The sequence below is a fragment of the Variovorax sp. TBS-050B genome (assembly GCF_029893635.1).
Classification (GTDB): domain Bacteria; phylum Pseudomonadota; class Gammaproteobacteria; order Burkholderiales; family Burkholderiaceae_C; genus Variovorax.
Genome location: NZ_JARXYR010000001.1, coordinates 543,600 through 561,233 on the forward strand (window position 1 = coordinate 543,600; position 17,634 = coordinate 561,233).

General features: G+C 70.6%; 18 protein-coding genes. 12 read left to right on the top strand and 6 right to left on the bottom strand.

All coding sequences use genetic code 11. From position 1 onward, the window contains the following. Positions 1–20: 20 nt before the first annotated feature. Positions 21–755, bottom strand: coding sequence for a GntR family transcriptional regulator (locus M2165_RS02530; RefSeq protein ID WP_280813090.1), 735 nt, complete (start codon positions 753–755; stop codon positions 21–23). 284 nt (positions 756–1,039) lie between these two features. Here M2165_RS02530 and M2165_RS02535 point away from each other — a divergent pair, with 284 nt between their 5' ends. The 12 genes from M2165_RS02535 to M2165_RS02590 all read left to right on the top strand — a co-directional run bounded on the left by M2165_RS02535 (position 1,040) and on the right by M2165_RS02590 (position 13,340). Then, complete coding sequence (locus tag M2165_RS02535) at positions 1,040–2,362, top strand: aromatic ring-hydroxylating dioxygenase subunit alpha (RefSeq protein WP_280813091.1); 1,323 nt, start codon at positions 1,040–1,042, stop codon at positions 2,360–2,362. Next, positions 2,359–3,801 (top strand): glutamine synthetase family protein, encoded by a 1,443-nt coding sequence (locus tag M2165_RS02540; protein WP_280813092.1) that lies wholly within the window; start codon positions 2,359–2,361, stop codon positions 3,799–3,801. Before M2165_RS02535 ends, M2165_RS02540 begins: the two co-directional genes overlap by 4 nt. 8 nt (positions 3,802–3,809) lie before the next feature. After that, on the top strand, positions 3,810–4,133 hold the full coding sequence (locus tag M2165_RS02545) for a 2Fe-2S iron-sulfur cluster-binding protein (RefSeq protein ID WP_280813093.1): 324 nt from the start codon (positions 3,810–3,812) through the stop codon (positions 4,131–4,133). Next, entirely contained in the window at positions 4,133–5,377 is a 1,245-nt protein-coding gene (locus M2165_RS02550; protein ID WP_280813094.1) for an FAD-dependent oxidoreductase, read from the top strand. The genes M2165_RS02545 and M2165_RS02550 overlap by 1 nt, the downstream gene beginning before the upstream one ends. Positions 5,378–5,418: 41 nt before the next feature. After that, positions 5,419–6,609 (top strand): ABC transporter substrate-binding protein, encoded by a 1,191-nt coding sequence (locus M2165_RS02555; RefSeq protein ID WP_280813095.1) that lies wholly within the window; start codon positions 5,419–5,421, stop codon positions 6,607–6,609. 43 nt (positions 6,610–6,652) lie between these two features. Beyond that, positions 6,653–7,513 carry a branched-chain amino acid ABC transporter permease gene (locus M2165_RS02560; protein WP_280813096.1) on the top strand — a complete coding sequence of 287 codons (861 nt, stop codon included), beginning with the start codon at positions 6,653–6,655 and terminating at the stop codon, positions 7,511–7,513. Then, positions 7,510–8,475, top strand: coding sequence for a branched-chain amino acid ABC transporter permease (locus M2165_RS02565; RefSeq protein ID WP_280813097.1), 966 nt, complete (start codon positions 7,510–7,512; stop codon positions 8,473–8,475). The genes M2165_RS02560 and M2165_RS02565 overlap by 4 nt, the downstream gene beginning before the upstream one ends. Beyond that, a complete protein-coding gene (locus tag M2165_RS02570) occupies positions 8,472–9,224 on the top strand; it encodes an ABC transporter ATP-binding protein (RefSeq protein WP_280813098.1) in 753 nt (250 codons plus the stop codon). Before M2165_RS02565 ends, M2165_RS02570 begins: the two co-directional genes overlap by 4 nt. Next, on the top strand, positions 9,217–9,936 hold the full coding sequence (locus M2165_RS02575) for an ABC transporter ATP-binding protein (protein ID WP_280813099.1): 720 nt from the start codon (positions 9,217–9,219) through the stop codon (positions 9,934–9,936). Before M2165_RS02570 ends, M2165_RS02575 begins: the two co-directional genes overlap by 8 nt. 56 nt (positions 9,937–9,992) lie before the next feature. Continuing rightward, positions 9,993–11,687, top strand: coding sequence for an amidohydrolase (locus M2165_RS02580; protein ID WP_280813100.1), 1,695 nt, complete (start codon positions 9,993–9,995; stop codon positions 11,685–11,687). A 161-nt stretch (positions 11,688–11,848) separates the two neighbouring features. After that, complete coding sequence (locus M2165_RS02585; protein WP_280813101.1) at positions 11,849–12,118, top strand: helix-turn-helix domain-containing protein; 270 nt, start codon at positions 11,849–11,851, stop codon at positions 12,116–12,118. Then, complete coding sequence (locus tag M2165_RS02590) at positions 12,108–13,340, top strand: HipA domain-containing protein (protein ID WP_280813102.1); 1,233 nt, start codon at positions 12,108–12,110, stop codon at positions 13,338–13,340. The genes M2165_RS02585 and M2165_RS02590 overlap by 11 nt, the downstream gene beginning before the upstream one ends. Before the next feature lie 2 nt (positions 13,341–13,342). Here the strand turns inward: M2165_RS02590 and M2165_RS02595 are convergent, their stop codons facing one another. The 5 genes from M2165_RS02595 to M2165_RS02615 all read right to left on the bottom strand — a co-directional run bounded on the left by M2165_RS02595 (position 13,343) and on the right by M2165_RS02615 (position 17,634). Continuing rightward, the gene (locus tag M2165_RS02595) at positions 13,343–13,696 is read right to left on the bottom strand and encodes a hypothetical protein (RefSeq protein WP_280813103.1); all 354 of its coding nucleotides are present in this window, start codon (positions 13,694–13,696) and stop codon (positions 13,343–13,345) included. Next, positions 13,693–14,775 (bottom strand): NUDIX domain-containing protein, encoded by a 1,083-nt coding sequence (locus tag M2165_RS02600; RefSeq protein ID WP_280813104.1) that lies wholly within the window; start codon positions 14,773–14,775, stop codon positions 13,693–13,695. Before M2165_RS02600 ends, M2165_RS02595 begins: the two co-directional genes overlap by 4 nt. 131 nt (positions 14,776–14,906) lie before the next feature. After that, positions 14,907–15,221, bottom strand: coding sequence for a hypothetical protein (locus M2165_RS02605; RefSeq protein ID WP_280813105.1), 315 nt, complete (start codon positions 15,219–15,221; stop codon positions 14,907–14,909). A 116-nt stretch (positions 15,222–15,337) separates the two neighbouring features. Further along, entirely contained in the window at positions 15,338–16,456 is a 1,119-nt protein-coding gene (locus M2165_RS02610; RefSeq protein ID WP_280813106.1) for an ABC transporter permease, read from the bottom strand. After that, positions 16,456–17,634 carry an ABC transporter permease gene (locus M2165_RS02615; RefSeq protein WP_280813107.1) on the bottom strand — a complete coding sequence of 393 codons (1,179 nt, stop codon included), beginning with the start codon at positions 17,632–17,634 and terminating at the stop codon, positions 16,456–16,458. Before M2165_RS02615 ends, M2165_RS02610 begins: the two co-directional genes overlap by 1 nt.

The window sequence follows — 17,634 nt, forward strand, 5'->3', positions numbered from 1 at the left end:
TCGCGCCGGCGGGCCGAGGTTCACTCGCGCCGCTTGCCCGCCACCAGCCGCAGCCCCGGCATCAGCTCGGCCGCGAGCTCGGGCCGTTCGAGCGCGTAGTCGAGGTTCATGCGCGCGATCTCCACATGCTCCTCGCCGAGCGCCTGCGCACGCGAGCCCTGGCCGCGCTCGATCGCCTGCACCAGCGCATGGTGCGTGCGGTGGGCGATCTTCATCCACTGCTGGCCCTCCTCCATGGACGACTGCATCGGCAGCATCGCGCTCGGCGAGGCGAAGGGCTGGCGGTCGAGCATCTCCATCACGCGCTGCAGTGCGCTGTTGGAGCAGCCCTGCATGATGAGCGTGTGGAAGCGGTCGTTCATCTGCACGTAGGCCGCGTAGTCGTCGAGGCTCATCGCGGGCTTGTTGACCACGCGGTCGCCCTCGTCGAGGCATTCGTGCAGTTCACGCAGCAGCTGCCGCGGCGCGCCGTCCTCGGCCAGCAGCCGCGCGGCGAAGCCTTCGATTACGCCGCGCACGCGGATCGCGTCGGCGATCTCCTGCGAGGTGAAGCGGCGCATCTGGTAGCCGCCGTTCGGCGAGGGCTCGATCAAGCCTTCGTGCTCCAGGCTGGTGAGCGCGAGCCTCACGGGGGTGCGCGAGGCGCCGAGCTTCTCGGCCAGCGGGATCTCGGCCAGCCGCTCGCCGGGCACGAATTCGCCCTTGAGGATCAGGTCTCGAAGCTGTACCAGCACGCGGTTCTGTTGGGAGTCCATCGGTGAAGCAGGGCGGAAAGGTGGGGGAATTGTAGGCAGCCGGGCGCCGCTGCACACAGCATCTAAAACTTGGCATTGTTGTTGCATGCAATCAGGATTCATTGAATGCAACAGAACTCGCCGCACCGATCGAGTGCACCGAATTTGTAGGTATTAACCCGTGTTTCAGGGCCGAAATCCGAAGATTCGTCGGCTTCCGGATTGACTTCGTCGCACCCCAACCCGAACAATGCATCCAGTTGTATGCAATGCATGCACGGACCCACACCCTCGATGGAGCACCCATGATCAGCGCTGAACAGAACGATTTCATGACCCGGGTCGGCCCGGGCACCCCGGCGGGCAGGCTGCTGCGCCGCTACTGGCAGCCGGTGGCGCTGTCGGCCGACCTGCAGGGGCCGCGGCCGGTGCGGCCGGTGCAGCTCATGGGCCAGCATTTCGTGCTGTTCCGCGACGAGAACGGCCAGCTCGGCATGCTCGACCGCGACTGCCCGCACCGCGGCGCCGACCTCGCCTTCGGCCGGCTCGAGAACGGCGGCATCCGCTGCGCCTTCCACGGCTGGCTGTTCGACGCCCGGGGCCGCTGCCTCGAGACGCCCGCCGAGCCCGAGGGCAGCAAGCTCTGCAGCCGCATCCGGCAGTCGGCATATCCGGTGGTCGAGCGCGCGGGCACCGTGTTCGCCTACATCGGCGAAGGCGAGCCGCCGGCCTTTCCCGACTTCGACTGCTTCGTCGCGCCGGACTCGCACACCTTCGCCTTCATGGGCCTGTTCGAATGCAACTGGCTGCAGGCGCTGGAGGTCGGCATCGACCCGGCGCACGCCTCGTACCTGCACCGCTTCTTCGAAGACGCCGACACCGCCGGGAGCTACGGCAAGCAGTTCCGCGGCGCCTCGGCCGATTCCGACATGCCGATCACCAAGGTGCTGCGCGAATTCGAGCGCCCCGAGATCAGCGTGGACCCCACCGACTACGGCCTGCGCCTGACCGCGCTGCGCCGGCTCTCCGAGCAGAGCACGCACGTGCGCGTGACCAACGTGGTGTTCCCGCAGGCCTTCGTGATCCCGATGAGCGCCGAGATGACGATCTCGCAGTGGCATGTGCCGGTGGACGACACGCACTGCTACTGGTTCGCGATCTTCACCAGCTTCACCGGCCCGGTCGACAAGGAACAGATGCGCGCGCAGCGCCTCGAGCTCTACGAACTGCCCGCCTACACCTCGCGCAAGAACAAGCGCAACAACTACGGCTACAGCGTCGACGAGCAGCTCACCGCCACCTACACCGGCATGGGCGACGACATCAACGTGCACGACCAGTGGGCCGTGGAGTCGCAGGGCCCGATCCAGGACCGCACGCGCGAGCACCTGGGCAGCACCGACAAGGGCATCATCGCCTACCGCCGCATGCTGGTGAAGGCGATCGAGGGCACGCTCGCCGGCGAAGGCGCGCCGATGCTGATCGACGACGCACAGGCGCGCACGCTGACCGGCCCGCCCTCCATCGACGGCATCGGCGAGACCGGCGACACCGAGGGCTACTGGCTGAGCGCCGACCGCGCGCGCCGCCTGAAGTCGGACTGGGCCTCGGCCCGGCTCGCGCCATGAGCACGTTCTTCACCGAACGCCACGGCCTCTGGAGCGAGGACCAGGCGCGCCAGGCGCGCGAGCTGATCGCCCGCATCGACGCCGGCGAGATCGACGTGCTGCGCTTCGCCTGGCCCGACCAGCACGGCCTCTTGCGCGGCAAGACGCTGGTGGCCGGCGAGGCGCGCTCGGCGCTGCGCGAGGGCGTGAACCTCACTTCCACGCTGCTCGCCAAGGACACCTCGCACAAGACGGTGTTCCCGGTGTTCGCGGCCGGCGGCGGCTTCGAGATCGAGGGCTTCCAGGGCGGCGCGGACTTCACCATCGTGGCCGACCCCGCGACCTTCAAGGTGCTGCCCTGGGCGCCGCGCACCGGCTGGGTGCTCTGCGACGCCTACATGGCGGACGGGCGCCCCTGCCCCTATGCGACGCGGCAGATCCTGCAGCGCGCGGTGCGCGAGCTCGACGCGCTCGGTCTCGACTTCGTCGCCGGGCTGGAGGTGGAGTTCCACGTCTTCAGGCTCGACGATGCGCGCATGGCGCTCGGCGACTCGGGCCAGCCCGGCGAGCCGCCGCGCGTGTCGCTGCTCACGCACGGCCACCAGTACCTGACCGAGCTGCGCTACGACCGCGTCGATGCGGTGATGGAGCTGCTGCGCGCGCAGCTCATGGCGCTCGGGCTGCCGCTGCGCTCGCTCGAGATCGAGTTCGGCCCGAGCCAGTTCGAGCTCACCTTCGGCCCCACGGCCGGCGTGCTGCCGGCCGACACGATGGTGCTGCTGCGCAGCGCGATCAAGCAGATCTGCCAGCGCGCGGGCTACCACGCGAGCTTCATGTGCCGCCCGAAGATCCCCAACGTGATGTCGAGCGGCTGGCACCTGCACCAGTCGCTGCGGCGCAAGGCCGACGGCCTCAACGCCTTCATGCCCGAACGCGACGGCGATGCGCTCAGCGAAACGGGCCGGCACTACCTCGGCGGCCTCAAGGCCCATGCCTGCGGTGCGGCCGCGCTCGCGAGCCCCACGATCAACGGCTACCGGCGCTACCGCCCCTTCTCGCTCGCGCCCGACCGCGCGAACTGGGCGCGCGACAACCGCGGCGCGATGCTGCGCGTGCTCGGCGGCCCGGGCCAGAGCGCGACGCGCATCGAGAACCGCGTGGGCGAGCCGACCGCCAACCCCTACCTCTACCTCGCCTCTCAGCTGTTCGCGGGCCTCGACGGCATGCGCCGCGGGACCGACCCCGGCCCCTCGGCCGACGCGCCTTACGAGACCGCGGCCGAGGCGCTGCCGCGCTCGCTCGCCGAGGCGCTGGCCTGCCTGCGCGCCGACGAGATGCTCTGCACCGAGCTCGGCCGCGGCTTCGTCGACTACCTCTGCCGCATCAAGGAAGCCGAGATCGCGCGTTTCAACCTCGAGGTCAGCGAGTGGGAACACCGCGAGTACTTCGACATGTTCTGAGCCAGCCCATGCCCACGATCCACTACATCCTCCAGGACGGCAGCACGCGCGCGATCGACGCCAAGGCCGGCACCAGCGTGATGGAGAACGCCATCCGCGGCAACGTGCGCGGCATCGACGCCGAATGCGGCGGCTCCTGCGCCTGCGCCACCTGCCACGTCTATGTCGACGACGCCTTTTTCGCGCTGCTGCCGCCGCCCGACGACATGGAGCGCGAGATGCTCGAGGTGGTCGCGGCCGAGCGCCGGCCCACGAGCCGCCTGGGCTGCCAGATCACCGTGACCGCGGCGCTCGACGGCCTCACCGTGCGCGTGCCGGACACGCAGAGCTGATGGCCGAGGCCCGCAAGCCCCTGGTGATCGTCGGCGCGTCCTACGCCGGCGTGCAGCTGGCCGCGAGCGCGCGCGAGCTGGGCTTCGCCGACCGCATCGTGCTGGTCGGCGACGAGCGGCATGCGCCCTACCAGCGGCCGCCGCTGTCGAAGGGGCTGCTGAGCGGCAGGACCACGCGCGAGCAGCTGTCGCTGCGCGGTGCCGACTTCTTCGCCGAGAACGGCATCGAGCTCCTGCTCGGGCGGCGCGCCGAGGCGCTCGATGCGGCGGCGCTCACGGTCAGGCTCGACGACGGTGCCCGGCTCGAGGCCGGCTGGATCGCGCTCGCCACCGGTGCGCGCTGCCGCCCCTTCACGTGTCCGGGCGCCGAGCTGGCCGGTGTGTTCGACCTGCGCACGCTCGACGACGCCGAACGCATCGCCGAAGCCGCGCACAGTTGCGCACGGGCCTGCGTGATCGGTGGCGGCTTCATCGGGCTGGAGGTGGCCTCGGCGCTGCGCACGCGCGGCGCCGAAGTGACCGTGGTCGAAGCGCAGCCGCGCCTGCTCGCGCGTGCCTTTCCGCCCGCGATGTCGGACTACGTCGCACGGGCCCATCGCGCCCAGGGCACGCAGGTGCTCACGGGCACGGGCGTGCGCGAACTGCTCGGCGATGCGCAGGGCCGCGTGGCCGCCGTGGTGCTCGACGACGGCCGGCGCATCGAGTGCGAGATGGTGGTGCTCGGCATCGGCGTGCTGCCCAACGATGCGCTCGCACAGCAGGCCGGCCTCGCGCTCGACAACGGCATCCTCGCCGACCGGCTCGGCCGCAGCTCGGCGCCGGGCGTGCTCGCGATCGGCGACGTCGCGGCGATGGAGCTGCCACCCGCACCGGGCGTGCCGCGGCGCATGCGGCTCGAATCGATCCAGGCCGCCAACGACGGCGCGCGCGCCGCGGCCTCGCTGGTCGCCGGGCGCCCCGAGCCCTGGCGCGCGGTGCCGTGGTTCTGGAGCGACCAGTACCACCTCAAGTTCCAGATGGCCGGCCTGCCGCAGCCGGGCGACGAGGTGGTGCTGCGCGGCGACATGGCCAGCGACCGCTTCAGCGTGTTCTACCTGCGCGACGGCGTGCTCGCGGCCGCGCAGTCGGTCAACCGGCCGGCCGAGCACCTGCACAGCCGCAAGCTGATCGCCGAGGGCACGCGCTTCGGCGCCGCCGAGCTCGCCGATCCCTCCTTCGAGCTTCGGCGGCCCGCGCCGGCCTGAGCCCCATCCCGAATTCCCACCCCACCCTAACGGAGCCCACGATGAGAAGCATTGAGAGAAGAAGACTGCTGGCCGCCCTCGCGCTCGCCGGCCTCGGCGCCGCCGGCGCCGCCTCCGCCGCCGAGCCGCCGCTGCGCATCGGACTGATCGCGACCTACTCCGGCCCCTATGCCGACTACGGCCGCCAGTTCGATGCGGGTGTCGCGCTCTACCTCAAGGAGCACGGCGGCAAGATCGCGGGCCGCACGGTCGAGATCCTCAAGAAGGACACCGGCGGCCCCGCGCCCGACGCGGCCAAGCGCATCGCGCAGGAGCTGATCGTGCGCGACAAGGCGAGCATCCTCACGGGCCTCGACTTCAGCCCCAACGCCTATGCGGTGGGCGCGATCGCGACCCAGGCCAAGGTGCCGACCCTCGTGATGAACGCGGCCTCTTCGGCGATCACCACCAGCTCGCCGTACGTCGCGCGGCTGTCGTTCACGGTGCAGCAGGTCACCGATCCGATGGCGCGCCACATGCTCAAGCAGGGCGTGAAGGACGCCTACACGGTGGTGGCCGACTACGCCTCGGGCGTCGATGCCGAGACCGCGTTCAAGAAGGCCTTCACCGCGGGCGGCGGCAAGGTCTCGGGCGAGGTGCGCACGCCGATGAACAACCCCGACTTCTCGGCCTACGTGCAGCGCATCAAGGACGCCAAGCCGCAGGCGGTGTTCTTCTTCTTTCCCTCGGGCGTGATGCCGCCGGCCTTCCTCAAGGTCTGGAAGGAGCGCGGCATGGAGGAAGCGGGCATCAAGCTCTTTGCGACCGGAGAAGCCACCGACGACAGCTACCTCGACGCCACCGGCGACGTGGCGCTGGGCCTGGTGACGAGCCACCACTATTCGTACGCCCACGCCTCGCCGAAGAACCAGAAGTTCGTCAAGGACTTCGAGGCCCAGTTCGGCACCGCCATGCGCCCGAGCTACTTCGCCGTGACCGCGTACGACGCGATGGCCGCGATCGACCTCGCGCTCGCCAAGACCCAGGGCGACACCGCGGGCGACAAGTTCATGGCGGCGCTCAAGGGCCTGGCCTTCGAGAGCCCGCGCGGGCCGGTGGAGATCGACGCCGCCACGCGCGACATCGTGCAGACGGTCTACATCCGCAGGACCGAGCGCGCGAACGGCAAGCTGGTGAACGTGGAGTTCGACAAGTTCGAGCGCGTCAAGGATCCGGCCAAGGAAGCGCAGTAGGCAGCCAGCGGCGCGCCGGGCGCGCCGCGCACACGGAACCTCCATGCACATCATCATCTTCGACGGGATCGCCTACGGCATGCTCCTGTTCCTCATTGCCGTCGGCCTGTCGATCACGATGGGGCTGATGAACTTCGTCAACCTCGCGCACGGCGCCTTCGCGATGGTCGGCGGCTATGCCGCGAGCCTGCTGATGAGCCGCTTCGGCGTGGGCTTCTTCCCCGCGCTCGCGGCGGCCTTCGTCGCGGCGGCGCTCGTCGGCGCGGTGCTCGAGCTGCTGTTCTACCGGCGCCTGTACCGTGCGCATGCGCTCGACCAGGTGCTGCTGTCGATCGGCCTGGTGTTCGTGGCGGTGGCGGTGTTCACCTATTTCTTCGGGCCGGGCATGCAGCCCTTCAGCCTGCCGCCGGTGCTCGACGGCCGCGTGTCGCTGCTCGGCATGGAGGTCGGGCGCTACCGGCTGTTTCTGATCGTCTGCGGCGTGCTGGTGCTCGCGGCGCTGCTGCTCGCGCTCGGCCGCACGCGCTACGGCGCGATGGTGCGCGCCGCGGTGGACAACCAGCGCGTGGCCGGCGGCACCGGCATCCACGTGCAGCGGCTCTTCTTCCTGACCTTCTCGCTCGGCTGCGGGCTCGCGGGCCTAGGCGGCGCGCTGAGCCTGGGCATGCTCGGGCTCGAGCCCTCGTTCCCGTTCAAGTACCTCGTGTACTTCCTCATCGTCGTCTGCGTGGGCGGCGCCGGCACCATCACCGGGCCCTTCGTGGCCGCGCTGCTGGTCGGCATCGTCGACGTGGCCGGCAAGTACTACCTGCCGCAAGCCGGCGCCTTCCTCATCTATGTGGTCATGATCGCGATGCTGCTGCTGCGGCCGAACGGCATCATTCCGCGGAAAGGGCTGGCATGAAGCCGCTCGTCCTCTCGCCCGCGCGGCTGCGCGGCGCCGAGATCGCCTTCTGGCTCGCGCTCGCCGCGAGCTTCTTCCTCCTGCCCGACAAGCTCACGCTGATGAGCCAGGTGCTGATCTTCGGGCTGTTCGCGGTCTCGCTCGACATGGCGCTCGGCTACGCCGGCATCATCACCGTGGGCCATGCGGCCTTCTTCGGCATGGGCGCCTACACGGCCGGCCTGCTCGCGAAGCACGGCTTCGGCGAGCCCTTCAGCGGCCTTGTGCTCGCGCTCTCGGTGTGCGCCGCGCTCGGCTGGCTGCTGAGCCACCTGGTGGTGCGCGGCGCCGACCTCACGCGGCTGATGATCACCATCGGCGTGTGCGTGCTGCTGGCCGAGCTCGCGAACCGGCTCTCGTTCATCACGGGCGGCTCCGACGGGCTGCAGGGCGTGACGATCTCGCCCGTGCTCGGCCGCTTCGAGTTCGACCTCTACGGCCGCACCGCCTTCGTCTACGCCTACGGCGTGGTGCTCGCGATGTTCCTCGCGGTGCGGCTGGTGCTGCGCTCGCCGTTCGGCCTCGCGCTGCGCGGCATCCACGACAGCCGCAAGCGCATGCTCGCGATCGGCTCGCCGGTGGACGCGCGGCTGCGCACCGCCTATGCGCTGTCGGCCGGGGTGGCCGGCGTCGCGGGCGCGCTGCTCGCGCAGACCACGCAGTTCGTCGGCATCGAATCGATCGGCTTCAACCGCTCGGCCGAGGTGCTGATCGTGCTGGTGCTCGGCGGCACCGGGCGGCTCTACGGCGGCATGGTGGGCGCGATCGTCTACATGCTGCTGCACGACTGGTTCTCCGAGCTCAACCCCGAGTACTGGATGTTCTGGCTCGGCGTGTTCCTGATCGCGGCCGTGATGCTGGGCCGCGGCGGCATCATGGGCGCGCTCTCGCGCCTCGTGAAGACGAGCGGGAGGCCCTCGTGAGCGCGGCGGCACTGCGCACCGAGGGCCTCGGCATCTCCTTCGGCGCGTTCCGCGCGGTGCAGGACGTGAACCTGCACCTCGAACCGGGCGCGCGGCAGGCGCTGATCGGCCCCAACGGCGCCGGCAAGACCACGCTGATCAACCTGCTCACGGGCGTGTTCAGGCCCACGCAGGGCACGATCCACATGGGCGGGCAGGAGCTCACGCGTCTGACGGCCGACCGGCGCGCGCGGCTCGGGCTCGCGCGCACCTTCCAGATCAATACGCTGTTCCCGAGCCTCACGCCGCTGTCGTCGGTGGTGCTCGCGATCGCGGAGCGCGAGGGGCTGAGCGCGGTCTGGTGGCGCCCGCTCGCGCGCCACCGGGCGCTGTTCGACGAGGCCCATGCGCTGCTCGGGCGGCTGCGGCTGGACGCGCTCGCCGAGGTGCCGGTGGCCGAGCTCGCCTACGGCAAGCAGCGGCTGCTCGAGATCGCGCTGGCGCTGGCCGCAAAGCCGCGCATCCTGCTGCTCGACGAGCCTGCCGCCGGCGTGCCCGAGGACGAGAGCGCGGAGCTGTTCGAGGTGATCGCCGAGCTGCCGCAGGACATCAGCGTGCTCTTCATCGAGCACGACATGAAGCTGGTGTTCCGCTTCGCGCGCCGCATCTCGGTGCTGGTCGCGGGCCGGATCCTGACCGAGGGCACGCCCGCCGAGATCGGCGCCGACCCGCGCGTGCGCGAGGTCTACCTGGGGACTTCGCATGTCTGAAGCGCTTGTTTTCGACGCGGTCGTCGCCTGCTATGGCAACGCCGTGGTGCTCGACCGCCTGAGCTTCTCGCTCGCCGAGGGGCAGAGCCTCGCCGTGCTCGGCCGCAACGGCGTGGGCAAGACCACGCTGCTCGAGACGCTGATGGGCAACACCCGCGTGCCGCGCGGCGCGATCCGCTGGCGCGGCGAGGACATCACGCGCTGGCCGGCGCACCGCCGCGTGCGCGCGGGCCTGGGCTGGGTGCCGCAGGAGCGCGAGGTGTTCCCCTCGCTCACGGTGGAGGAGAACCTGACCGTGGTCGCGCGGCCCGGCGCCTGGAACCTGGGCCGCGTCTACGCGTTCTTCCCGCGGCTGCGCGAGCGCCGCGGCAACTACGGCAACCAGCTCTCGGGCGGCGAACAGCAGATGCTCGCGATCGGCCGCGCACTCATGACCAACCCGAAGCTGCTGCTGCTCGACGAGCCGATGGAGGGCCTCGCGCCCATCATCGTCGAGGAGCTCGCGCGCGCGATCCGGCGGCTGTGCGAGAGCGAGGGGCTGCCCTCGATCGTGGTCGAGCAGCACCCGGTGCTGGCGCTCGAGATGACGCACCAGGCGATCGTGCTCGAACGCGGCACGGTGGTGCACGCAGGCCCGAGCCGGGATCTCGCGCGCGACCGCGCGCTGCTCGACGGACTGCTCGGGGTCGGCATCGCCGAGGTGCCGGCCTGAGGCGGCCCGCGCCCTCCTCTCCCTTCCGCGACAACGACACTCCAGAAAGGCATCCCATGCGACTGCTCCCCTCCCTCGCCACCCTCGCGGCCGCCGCCGCGCTCGCCGCCTGCGCGAGCCTCGGCGGCACCGGACCGGCCGACACGGTCTACCTCAACGGCAAGGTGATCACGGCCGACAAGGCGTTCTCGATCGCCGAGGCGGTCGCAGTTAAGGACGGCCGCTTCGTCGGCGTCGGCTCCAATGCGCAGATGCAGAAGCTCGCCGGCCCGACGACGCGCACCGTGGACCTGCAGGGCCGCACCGTGATCCCGGGCATGACCGACAGCCACAGCCACATGAACAATGCCGGCACTGCCGAGACCACCGCGCAGATGCTGCCCGCGAAGACCATCGCCCAGGCCCAGGCGATCATCGCGGACTTCATCCGCGCGAAGCAGGTGCCGGCCGGGCACTGGGTGCAGACCAGCCGCTGGCATCCGCCCTCGCAGCTGCAGGAGCAGCGCTACCTCACGCGGCAGGAGCTCGATGCGGTCGCGCCGGACCATCCGGTGTTCGTGCAGACCGTGGGCCACTTCGCGATGGCGAACACGCGCGCGCTCGCGCTCGCGGGCATCGGGCGCACGACGCGTGACCCGGTCGGCGGCAAGATCTTCCGCGACGCCAACGGCGAGGCGACCGGCGTGCTCGAGGAGACCGCGATCGACCTCGTCGAAGCGAAGATCCCGAAGCCGGGCTTCGAGGACCTGGTGGCGCAAACCATCGCGGCGCAGCGCATCTACAACCGCTCGGGCATCACGAGCACCGTCGACGCGGCGGTCGACGAGGAGCAGATCCGCGTCTACTTCGCCGTCGCGGAGCGTGGCCAGGCTTCGGTGCGCACGGGCACCAAGTGGCTGGCGCGCGCGGACAGCCCCGAGGCCTTCGAGCGCATGCTCAAGGCCGCGAAGTTCAAGGACAACACGGGCAACGACTGGGTGCGCACCGCGGGCATCAAGATGTTCGCCGACGGCGGCATGACGCTCAAGTCGGCCTACATCCGCGACGCCTATGCCGACGATCCGCACAACCACGGCACCCTCGCGACCGACCCGGCGGTCTACCGCGAGAACGTGCGGCTCGCCAACCGCTACGGCTGGCGCGTGGGCACCCACGTGGTCGGCGACGCAGCGGTCGACCTCGCACTCGATGCGTATGAAGCGGCCGACAGGGACCAGAGCCTGCGCGACAAGCGCTTCGTGCTGATCCACGCCAGCCTGATCACGCCCGAGCAGGTGGCGCGCGCGAAGAAGCTCGGCGTGCGCATCGACGCGCAGAACGCCTTCATGTGGGACAAGGCCGCCACGGTCGAGCGCTACATGGGCCCGAGGCTCGCGAACCGCGCCGTGCCCACGAAGCTGCTGCTCGACACGCTGGGCTACGAAGGCACGGCCGCAGGCACCGACAACCCGGTCAACCTGCTCAACCCCTTCGTCGGCATGTACGTCATGGTCACGCGCAAGGACCCGCGCGGCCGCATCTACGGCCCCGACCAGGCGATCACGCGCGAGCAGGCGCTGCGCCTCTACACCAACGCCGGGCCCTACTACACCTTCGAGGAGCGCAAGAAGGGCGCAATCGAGGTCGGCCGCTTCGCCGACATGGTGGTGCTGTCGGCCGACTACCTCAGCGTGCCCGAGGCGCAGATCAAGGACATCGTGCCGCTGCAGACCATCGTGGACGGCAAGGTCGTCTACGACGCGGGGCGGTGAACGTGCGCGCCGGGTGACGCGCCCCCTCGTGGGTGTTCCAGCACCGGGTCGGACCTCGGGGCGGTTCCGCACGCCCTGCAACGCTTGAATACCGGCGCGGCAAACACAGAAATGTCAGTTATAGCTTGCGATTTGCGCAGATCAGGCCTAAATTGCAAGCCATGACTGACATCATCCGCTTGCCCGACGAACTTGGTCAGCAGCTGCTCCTGCGCCGCAAGGCCCTGCGAATGAGCAAGTCAGATCTGGCCGAGAAGGCAGGCAAGGTCCGGGAAGTCATCTACCGCCTCGAGGCCGGCGAGGACACGACAGTGTCCTCGCTGATGGCGGTGCTCGGTGCGCTGGGCCTCGCGATGCGCCTCGAGCCCGTCGGTCTGCCCACGGCGCAGGAAGTCGCCCGCCGCTTCCAGGAGGAGGACGATGCTTCCTGAGAAGATCCGCGCGCTCACCGTCTCCATCGGCGATGCGCAGCAGGCCGGCCAGCTGCTGCGGACCTCCGTCTATGAATTCCGCTACCTGTCCTCCGATCCGGCGCAGGCCTCGGTGGCGCTGCTCATGCCGGCCCGGGAGCGGCTCACATGGCAGGAGGGCGACCTGTTCTCGCCCATGGACCAGAACCTCCCCGAAGGAGATCTGTTCATGCGGATTCGCGAGCTGTTTCCGAAGCAGCCGATGACACCGATGCACCTTCTCGCGCTCGTGGGTCGCAATGGCATCGGTCGGCTCGGGTACGCACTCCCCGATCAGGACGCCACGCCCGCTGCGCGTCCGATGCGCAAGGAGGAATTGCTCAAGATCCGCTACACGCCGGAGGTCTTCGACGAACTGGTGGCCGCCTATCTGAGCACAGGGGCGGGCATCGCGGGCATGCAGCCCAAGATCATGGTTCCCGATCGTGCGACGGTGCCCATCCCGTCGCTGATCGTGAAGGCGGCAAGCCCCGCCTATCCCGGTCTCGCGGTCAACGAATTCCTGTGCCTGAGCGCGGCGCGCGAGGCTGGCATCGAAGTCCCCGACTTCGCACTGTCCGACGACGGGCAGATGCTGATCCTCGACCGTTTCGATCTGGTGCGGCACGAGGACGGGCGCGTCGAGCGGCTCGGCTTCGAAGACATCGCGGCGCTCGCGGGCCTGCGCGTGCGTGACGTCCTCGCGGACCGGAAGTACCAGGGCAGCTACCAGCGCATCGCGGAGCTTCTGCGCCAGTTGCAGTTGCACAGCGCCAACCTTCAACGCTTCTTCGAGCAGGTGGCCTTTTCGATCATGGTGCGCAACGGCGACGCGCACTTGAAGAACTTCGGCGTGCTGTACCGTTCCGCGAAGGAAGTGTGGCTGGCACCGATGTTCGATGTCGTGACGACCTCCATCTACCGCTACACCATGCATCCGGGCGGCCCGGAACTCGAGGACCGGACCCTGGCGCTGAAGCTGTTCGCAGGCAGGCACCAGACCAAGGCCTACCCGACCGTCGAAGAACTCCATGACTTCGGCCGGCGCGTCTGCGGCGTCAGCCACCCTGCGCAGGTGCTCGAGGGCATCGCGCACGCCATGCAGCGGACGCTCGATCAAGCCCCGCACGACGCCCGGGTGTCGAAGGATCTTCTGGCGCGGATGCGTGCGGCCTGGGAGCCGGGCCTGCGCTATGCGCCCTGAACTCAGGCCCGCCGCACCTCCATCACCCCGTGCTCGGTCGCCTGCTCGTACACCGCCGGCATGCGCGCGGCGAGGTGCAGCAGGATGCGCGGCGCCTGGGCCTTGACCGACCAGCGCAGCGCGATGCCGGCCGCCACCAGCGCACCGCCCGGGAATGGATGGCCCGCGAGCGCGAGCGCGATGCCGGGGCCGACGAGCGCGATCGAGAGCATCGTCGCATGCGTGCGGTACGAAACGAACGGCGCCGCGAGCGCGGGATTGACGATCACGCGGAAGCGGCCCCGCGGCAGCCCGTCGCGGAATTCCTCGAAGGGGATGTACTCGGCCGTGTCCTGCGCCGCTTGCTCGCCGCTCATCGCGCCGCCTCCGCGGCGGTGTCGCGCGTGAGCCCGAGGAAGGTGTCGAGGATGTGGAAGTGGTCGTCGTGCAGCCGGTCCTCCATGGCCGCGATGTCGGCGATCGGCGTCCAGTGCGCGGCGGCGGCATCGTCGGCCCCGTTCACCCGGGGCGGCGTGCGCTCGCCGAGGTCGAACCAGTGGGCATGCGTGAGCACGCGGCCGCGCTGGCTGCGCTCGGGGTGGTCGAACACGCGCACGGCCTTGAACGCGGCCGCGATCTCGCTGTCGGGCAGGCGCAGGCCGGTTTCCTCCTCGAGTTCGCGCAGGGCGGAATGCCACACGGTCTCGTGCGGTTCGAGGAATCCGCCCGGCAGCGCGAGCAGCCCCTTGCCGGGCGCGCGGCCGCGCTCGATCAGCAGCACCTGGCCGGCGCACTGGATCACGCAGTCGACCGTGACGAAGACCGGCGGGTACGGCGAGCCGTTCCACATCGCTTTCTCGCGGCGCAGCGTTTCCCATTCGTCCGCGAGCCGCGCGTAGGCGGGCAGGCTGGCCCACGCGCGCAGGAACTGCAGCGTGCTCGCCGGCGCCTGGCCCACCAGCGCCGAGAGTGCCGCAGCCACCGAGCCATCGGCCGCGGCCTGGAAGTAGGCGTCGCGCAGCGCGGTGCCGCTGATGTCGCCCTGGCGTTCGGCCGCGTCGAGGCGCCATTCGGGAAAGTCGCGCAGGTAGCCGCTGGTCTCGTCCTTCAGATGCCCCACGAGCCGCACCGAGCGCGCGGCCGGATGCAGCGCGGCCACGCCGCGCTTCACCGCCGCGGTCCAGCGCGCGGCGTCGTAGCAATCCCGCACGGGCAGAAACTGCAGGCGCTCCTGCTCCTCGGCCGTCAGCGCGGCGCGGATCATCGCCGCGCGCTCTTCCCAGGTGAAGGGATGGCGCGGCGAGCGCGCCTGGAAGGCCGAGCCGAGCACGACCACGCACTGCGGCGCGGCGGCGAGCGCGCGCCGCAACAGCGCGAGCTGCGCGTTGTGGAAGACCTGGAACCGGCCGATGTAGACGGCGACCTCGGTCGCCGCGTCCTGCTGGATGCTCGTCATGTCGTGCTCTCGCTTGCTCGTGTCGGGTCGGCTGCCACTGCGCCGCATCGCGCACAGCATAAGGCGGAAGCCCTCCGTTGATCTTCGCCGAGGCCCGGCGGCCCGCTTGAGCGACTCAGGGCCGCGTTGCTTCAGGAAGCCGGCGCGTTCCCGCCCGTGCCGGGCCCGGCCTCGTCGTCATCGCTCGGCTGGTTGCTGTCAGACAGCTGCTCCGACGGCGGGCCGAGCGCTCCGCTGTCGGCCCCGGTGCTCGTCGAGGTCCCGCCGCGGCGCGCGTTGTTGCCTCTGCCGGCATAGATCTCGTCGTCATCGAAATTGACTTCCGCTTCCGCGCCGGCGTCGCCGCCGCTCACACGGCCACGCGAGGGCGGGTTCGGCCCGTGGGGGCCGATCGCGTCCGGGCGGCCGGTGTCGTCGCCCGGATCGTTCTGTGCGCGCTTGGGCATGAGTGCTCCTTTTCATCGTTCCGGCGAAAGATGCCGAAGACCGATCCTCCCTCCGGCCCCGCCGCCGCGTGTGGGCGAAGCAGGACGGCCGCTGTAGGAGCCGCGCGCACCGCCGCTCAGCGCCGCGGCGGCCGCGCCACCCACACCAGCGTGGCCCATCCTGCCAGGGCCAGCAGCGCCAGCGCCGCCAGATGCGGCAGCACGTCGTGCAGCGGTGCGCCCATCTGGTTGAGCCGCAGCGAGGCCTGGATGCCGGCCGTGCTCGGGAAGAGCCAGCGCAGCGCCTGCAGCGGCCCGGGCAGGGCCTCGACCGGCCACGAGAAGCCCGACAGGAATGCCATCGGCAGTGCAGTGAAGAGCAGCACCTGCAGCGCGCGCTCGCGGTCGCGGAACCAGCAGCCGAGCAGCAGGCCGACCGTGCAGATCGCGGGCACGTAGAACGCCAGCAGGACCAGCGCGCCCAGCGGATTGCCGCCGCGCGGGTAGTCCTGCAGCCAGAACACCCAGCCGAAATAGAAGAGCCCGCTCAGCAGGCCGAAGCCCGCCAGCGCCGCGAGACGGCCGAGCCACGTGCCGGCCCCGGCGCGCAGCCGGCCCGCCTCGGCCCAGGTGCCCGCGAGCATCGCGCAGCCCATGAGCAGCGTCTGCTGCAGGATCAGCAGGGCCACGGCCGGCACCACGTAGCTGCCGTAGCCCTCGGTCGGATTGAACAGCGCCACCAGCTCGGTGTTGAGCGGGCTGCGGCTCGCCGCCGCCTGCAGCGCGCCCTGGCCGCCGGCCTGCAGCTTGCGGATCTCGACGCCGGCCGACACCGTGCCCACCGCTTCCGAGAAGCCGTACAGCACCGCCTTGTTCAGCAGCGCATAGGCGCCGTTGCCTTCGATGGTGACCACCGCGCCGGCGCCGCGCAACACGTCGCGCTTGAGGTCGGCGGGCAGCAGCGCGTAGCCCTCGATCTCGCCGCGCCAGAGCGCCTGCTGTGCCTCGTGCAGGTCGCCGGTGAGCAAGCGCACGTCGAGCCGCGGGCTGGCCTGCGCGAAGCGCTTGACCTGGCGCGACAGCGAACTGTGGTCCTGGTCGACCACCGCCACCGGCACGCGCGTCACCGCCTGGTCGCCATAGGGCCATGGATAGAAGAAGCCGTAGATCACCGGCGCGAGCAGCATGATCAGCAGCACGCCCTTGTCGCGCAGCACGGCCAGTGCGGTGTCGCGGAAGGCCTCGCGCATCATCATCAGCGTCCTCCCCAGGTGGCGGGCGCACGCGCGGCACGCACCAGCGCCGCGGCCGACGCGGCCAGCAGCAGCGCGGTGGCCAGCACCATCCACAGCGGCGCCGCCACCGAGTGCATGAGCGGTGCGCCCATCTGGAGCTGCTCCATCTGGACGCGGATGTAGTGCGTGTACGGCAGCAGCAGCGCCCAGGCCTGCGCGAGGAAAGGCATCGCGGCGAGCGGGAAGCCCACGCCGCCGAACGCGAAGGCCGGCGCCGTGATGAAGCCGGTGGCCGACAGCGCGGTGCGCAGCGAGCGCGTGAGGCCGGCGGCGAAGGCGCCGAGCGCGATCGACAGCGCCAGGAACACCGCGAGCGCGAACAGCGTCCATCCGAGCGAGCCGGCCGGATGCCAGCCGCGACCGCCGGTGATCCACAGCATGGCCGCGACGCCCACGGCGGCCAGGCTCGCGAAGGGCAGCGCGAGCTTGCCCGCGAGCGCGGCCAGCGCTTCGTGCCAGCGCGGCGCGGCGCCGAGCCATGCGCCGAGGCTGCGGTCGCGCAGCTCGCGGCCCACTGCCCAGGCGCCCGCGGTCATCGCGAGGATGTGCAGCAGCGCCGGGATCAGCGCGGCGCCGAGGAACTGCTCGTAGTCGAGCGAGGTGTTGAACAGCGCCACGGTGCTGGCGCGGATCGGCTCCACGCTGCGGTGCGCGCCGGCCATCGACTCGCCGCGCTTGTTGCGCACGGTCAGCTCCACGCCCGCCGACACGGTGGCCACCGCGGTGCGCACGTCGCGCTGGATCAGGCTCGAGTGGGTGCCCAGCTGTGCGTTGTGCAGCAGCACCACGCGGCCGGCGTGCCCCTGCTTCACGTCGCGGCTGAGTCCTCGCGGCAGCTGCACCGCGGCGTCGACCGCACCGCTGGTGAGCGCGCGCGCCATGGCGGCCTCGTCGGCGTACTGCTGCGTCACGCGCAGGCCGGGGGTCGCCTCGAGAAAGCGCACCAGCTGGCGCGAGAGCGCAGAGTGGTCCTGGTCGAGCACGCCGATCGGCAGGCGGTTCGGCAGGCCCGCCGAAAAGATCCACCAGATGAGCGCCACCGCGAGCAGCGGCACCCAGGTGACCATGGCCAGGTCCCAGGGCCGCGCGCGCAGCAGCGCGAACTCGCGCCGGGCACTGGCTGCAGCGAACCCGCGCAT

Bases quoted from the DNA above. Each gene is read 5' to 3' on its own strand.
- M2165_RS02540 (WP_280813092.1), top strand. From the start codon at position 2,359: ATGAGCACGTTCTTCACCGAACGCCACGGCCTCTGGAGCGAGGACCAG.
- M2165_RS02605 (WP_280813105.1), bottom strand. From the start codon at position 15,221: ATGCCCAAGCGCGCACAGAACGATCCGGGCGACGACACCGGCCGCCCG.
- M2165_RS02615 (WP_280813107.1), bottom strand. From the start codon at position 17,634: ATGCGCGGGTTCGCTGCAGCCAGTGCCCGGCGCGAGTTCGCGCTGCTG.
- M2165_RS02560 (WP_280813096.1), top strand. From the start codon at position 6,653: ATGCACATCATCATCTTCGACGGGATCGCCTACGGCATGCTCCTGTTC.
- M2165_RS02555 (WP_280813095.1), top strand. From the start codon at position 5,419: ATGAGAAGCATTGAGAGAAGAAGACTGCTGGCCGCCCTCGCGCTCGCC.
- M2165_RS02595 (WP_280813103.1), bottom strand. From the start codon at position 13,696: ATGAGCGGCGAGCAAGCGGCGCAGGACACGGCCGAGTACATCCCCTTC.
- M2165_RS02585 (WP_280813101.1), top strand. From the start codon at position 11,849: ATGACTGACATCATCCGCTTGCCCGACGAACTTGGTCAGCAGCTGCTC.
- M2165_RS02545 (WP_280813093.1), top strand. From the start codon at position 3,810: ATGCCCACGATCCACTACATCCTCCAGGACGGCAGCACGCGCGCGATC.
- M2165_RS02550 (WP_280813094.1), top strand. From the start codon at position 4,133: ATGGCCGAGGCCCGCAAGCCCCTGGTGATCGTCGGCGCGTCCTACGCC.
- M2165_RS02590 (WP_280813102.1), top strand. From the start codon at position 12,108: ATGCTTCCTGAGAAGATCCGCGCGCTCACCGTCTCCATCGGCGATGCG.
- M2165_RS02610 (WP_280813106.1), bottom strand. From the start codon at position 16,456: ATGATGATGCGCGAGGCCTTCCGCGACACCGCACTGGCCGTGCTGCGC.
- M2165_RS02530 (WP_280813090.1), bottom strand. From the start codon at position 755: ATGGACTCCCAACAGAACCGCGTGCTGGTACAGCTTCGAGACCTGATC.
- M2165_RS02580 (WP_280813100.1), top strand. From the start codon at position 9,993: ATGCGACTGCTCCCCTCCCTCGCCACCCTCGCGGCCGCCGCCGCGCTC.
- M2165_RS02600 (WP_280813104.1), bottom strand. From the start codon at position 14,775: ATGACGAGCATCCAGCAGGACGCGGCGACCGAGGTCGCCGTCTACATC.
- M2165_RS02565 (WP_280813097.1), top strand. From the start codon at position 7,510: ATGAAGCCGCTCGTCCTCTCGCCCGCGCGGCTGCGCGGCGCCGAGATC.
- M2165_RS02535 (WP_280813091.1), top strand. From the start codon at position 1,040: ATGATCAGCGCTGAACAGAACGATTTCATGACCCGGGTCGGCCCGGGC.
- M2165_RS02575 (WP_280813099.1), top strand. From the start codon at position 9,217: ATGTCTGAAGCGCTTGTTTTCGACGCGGTCGTCGCCTGCTATGGCAAC.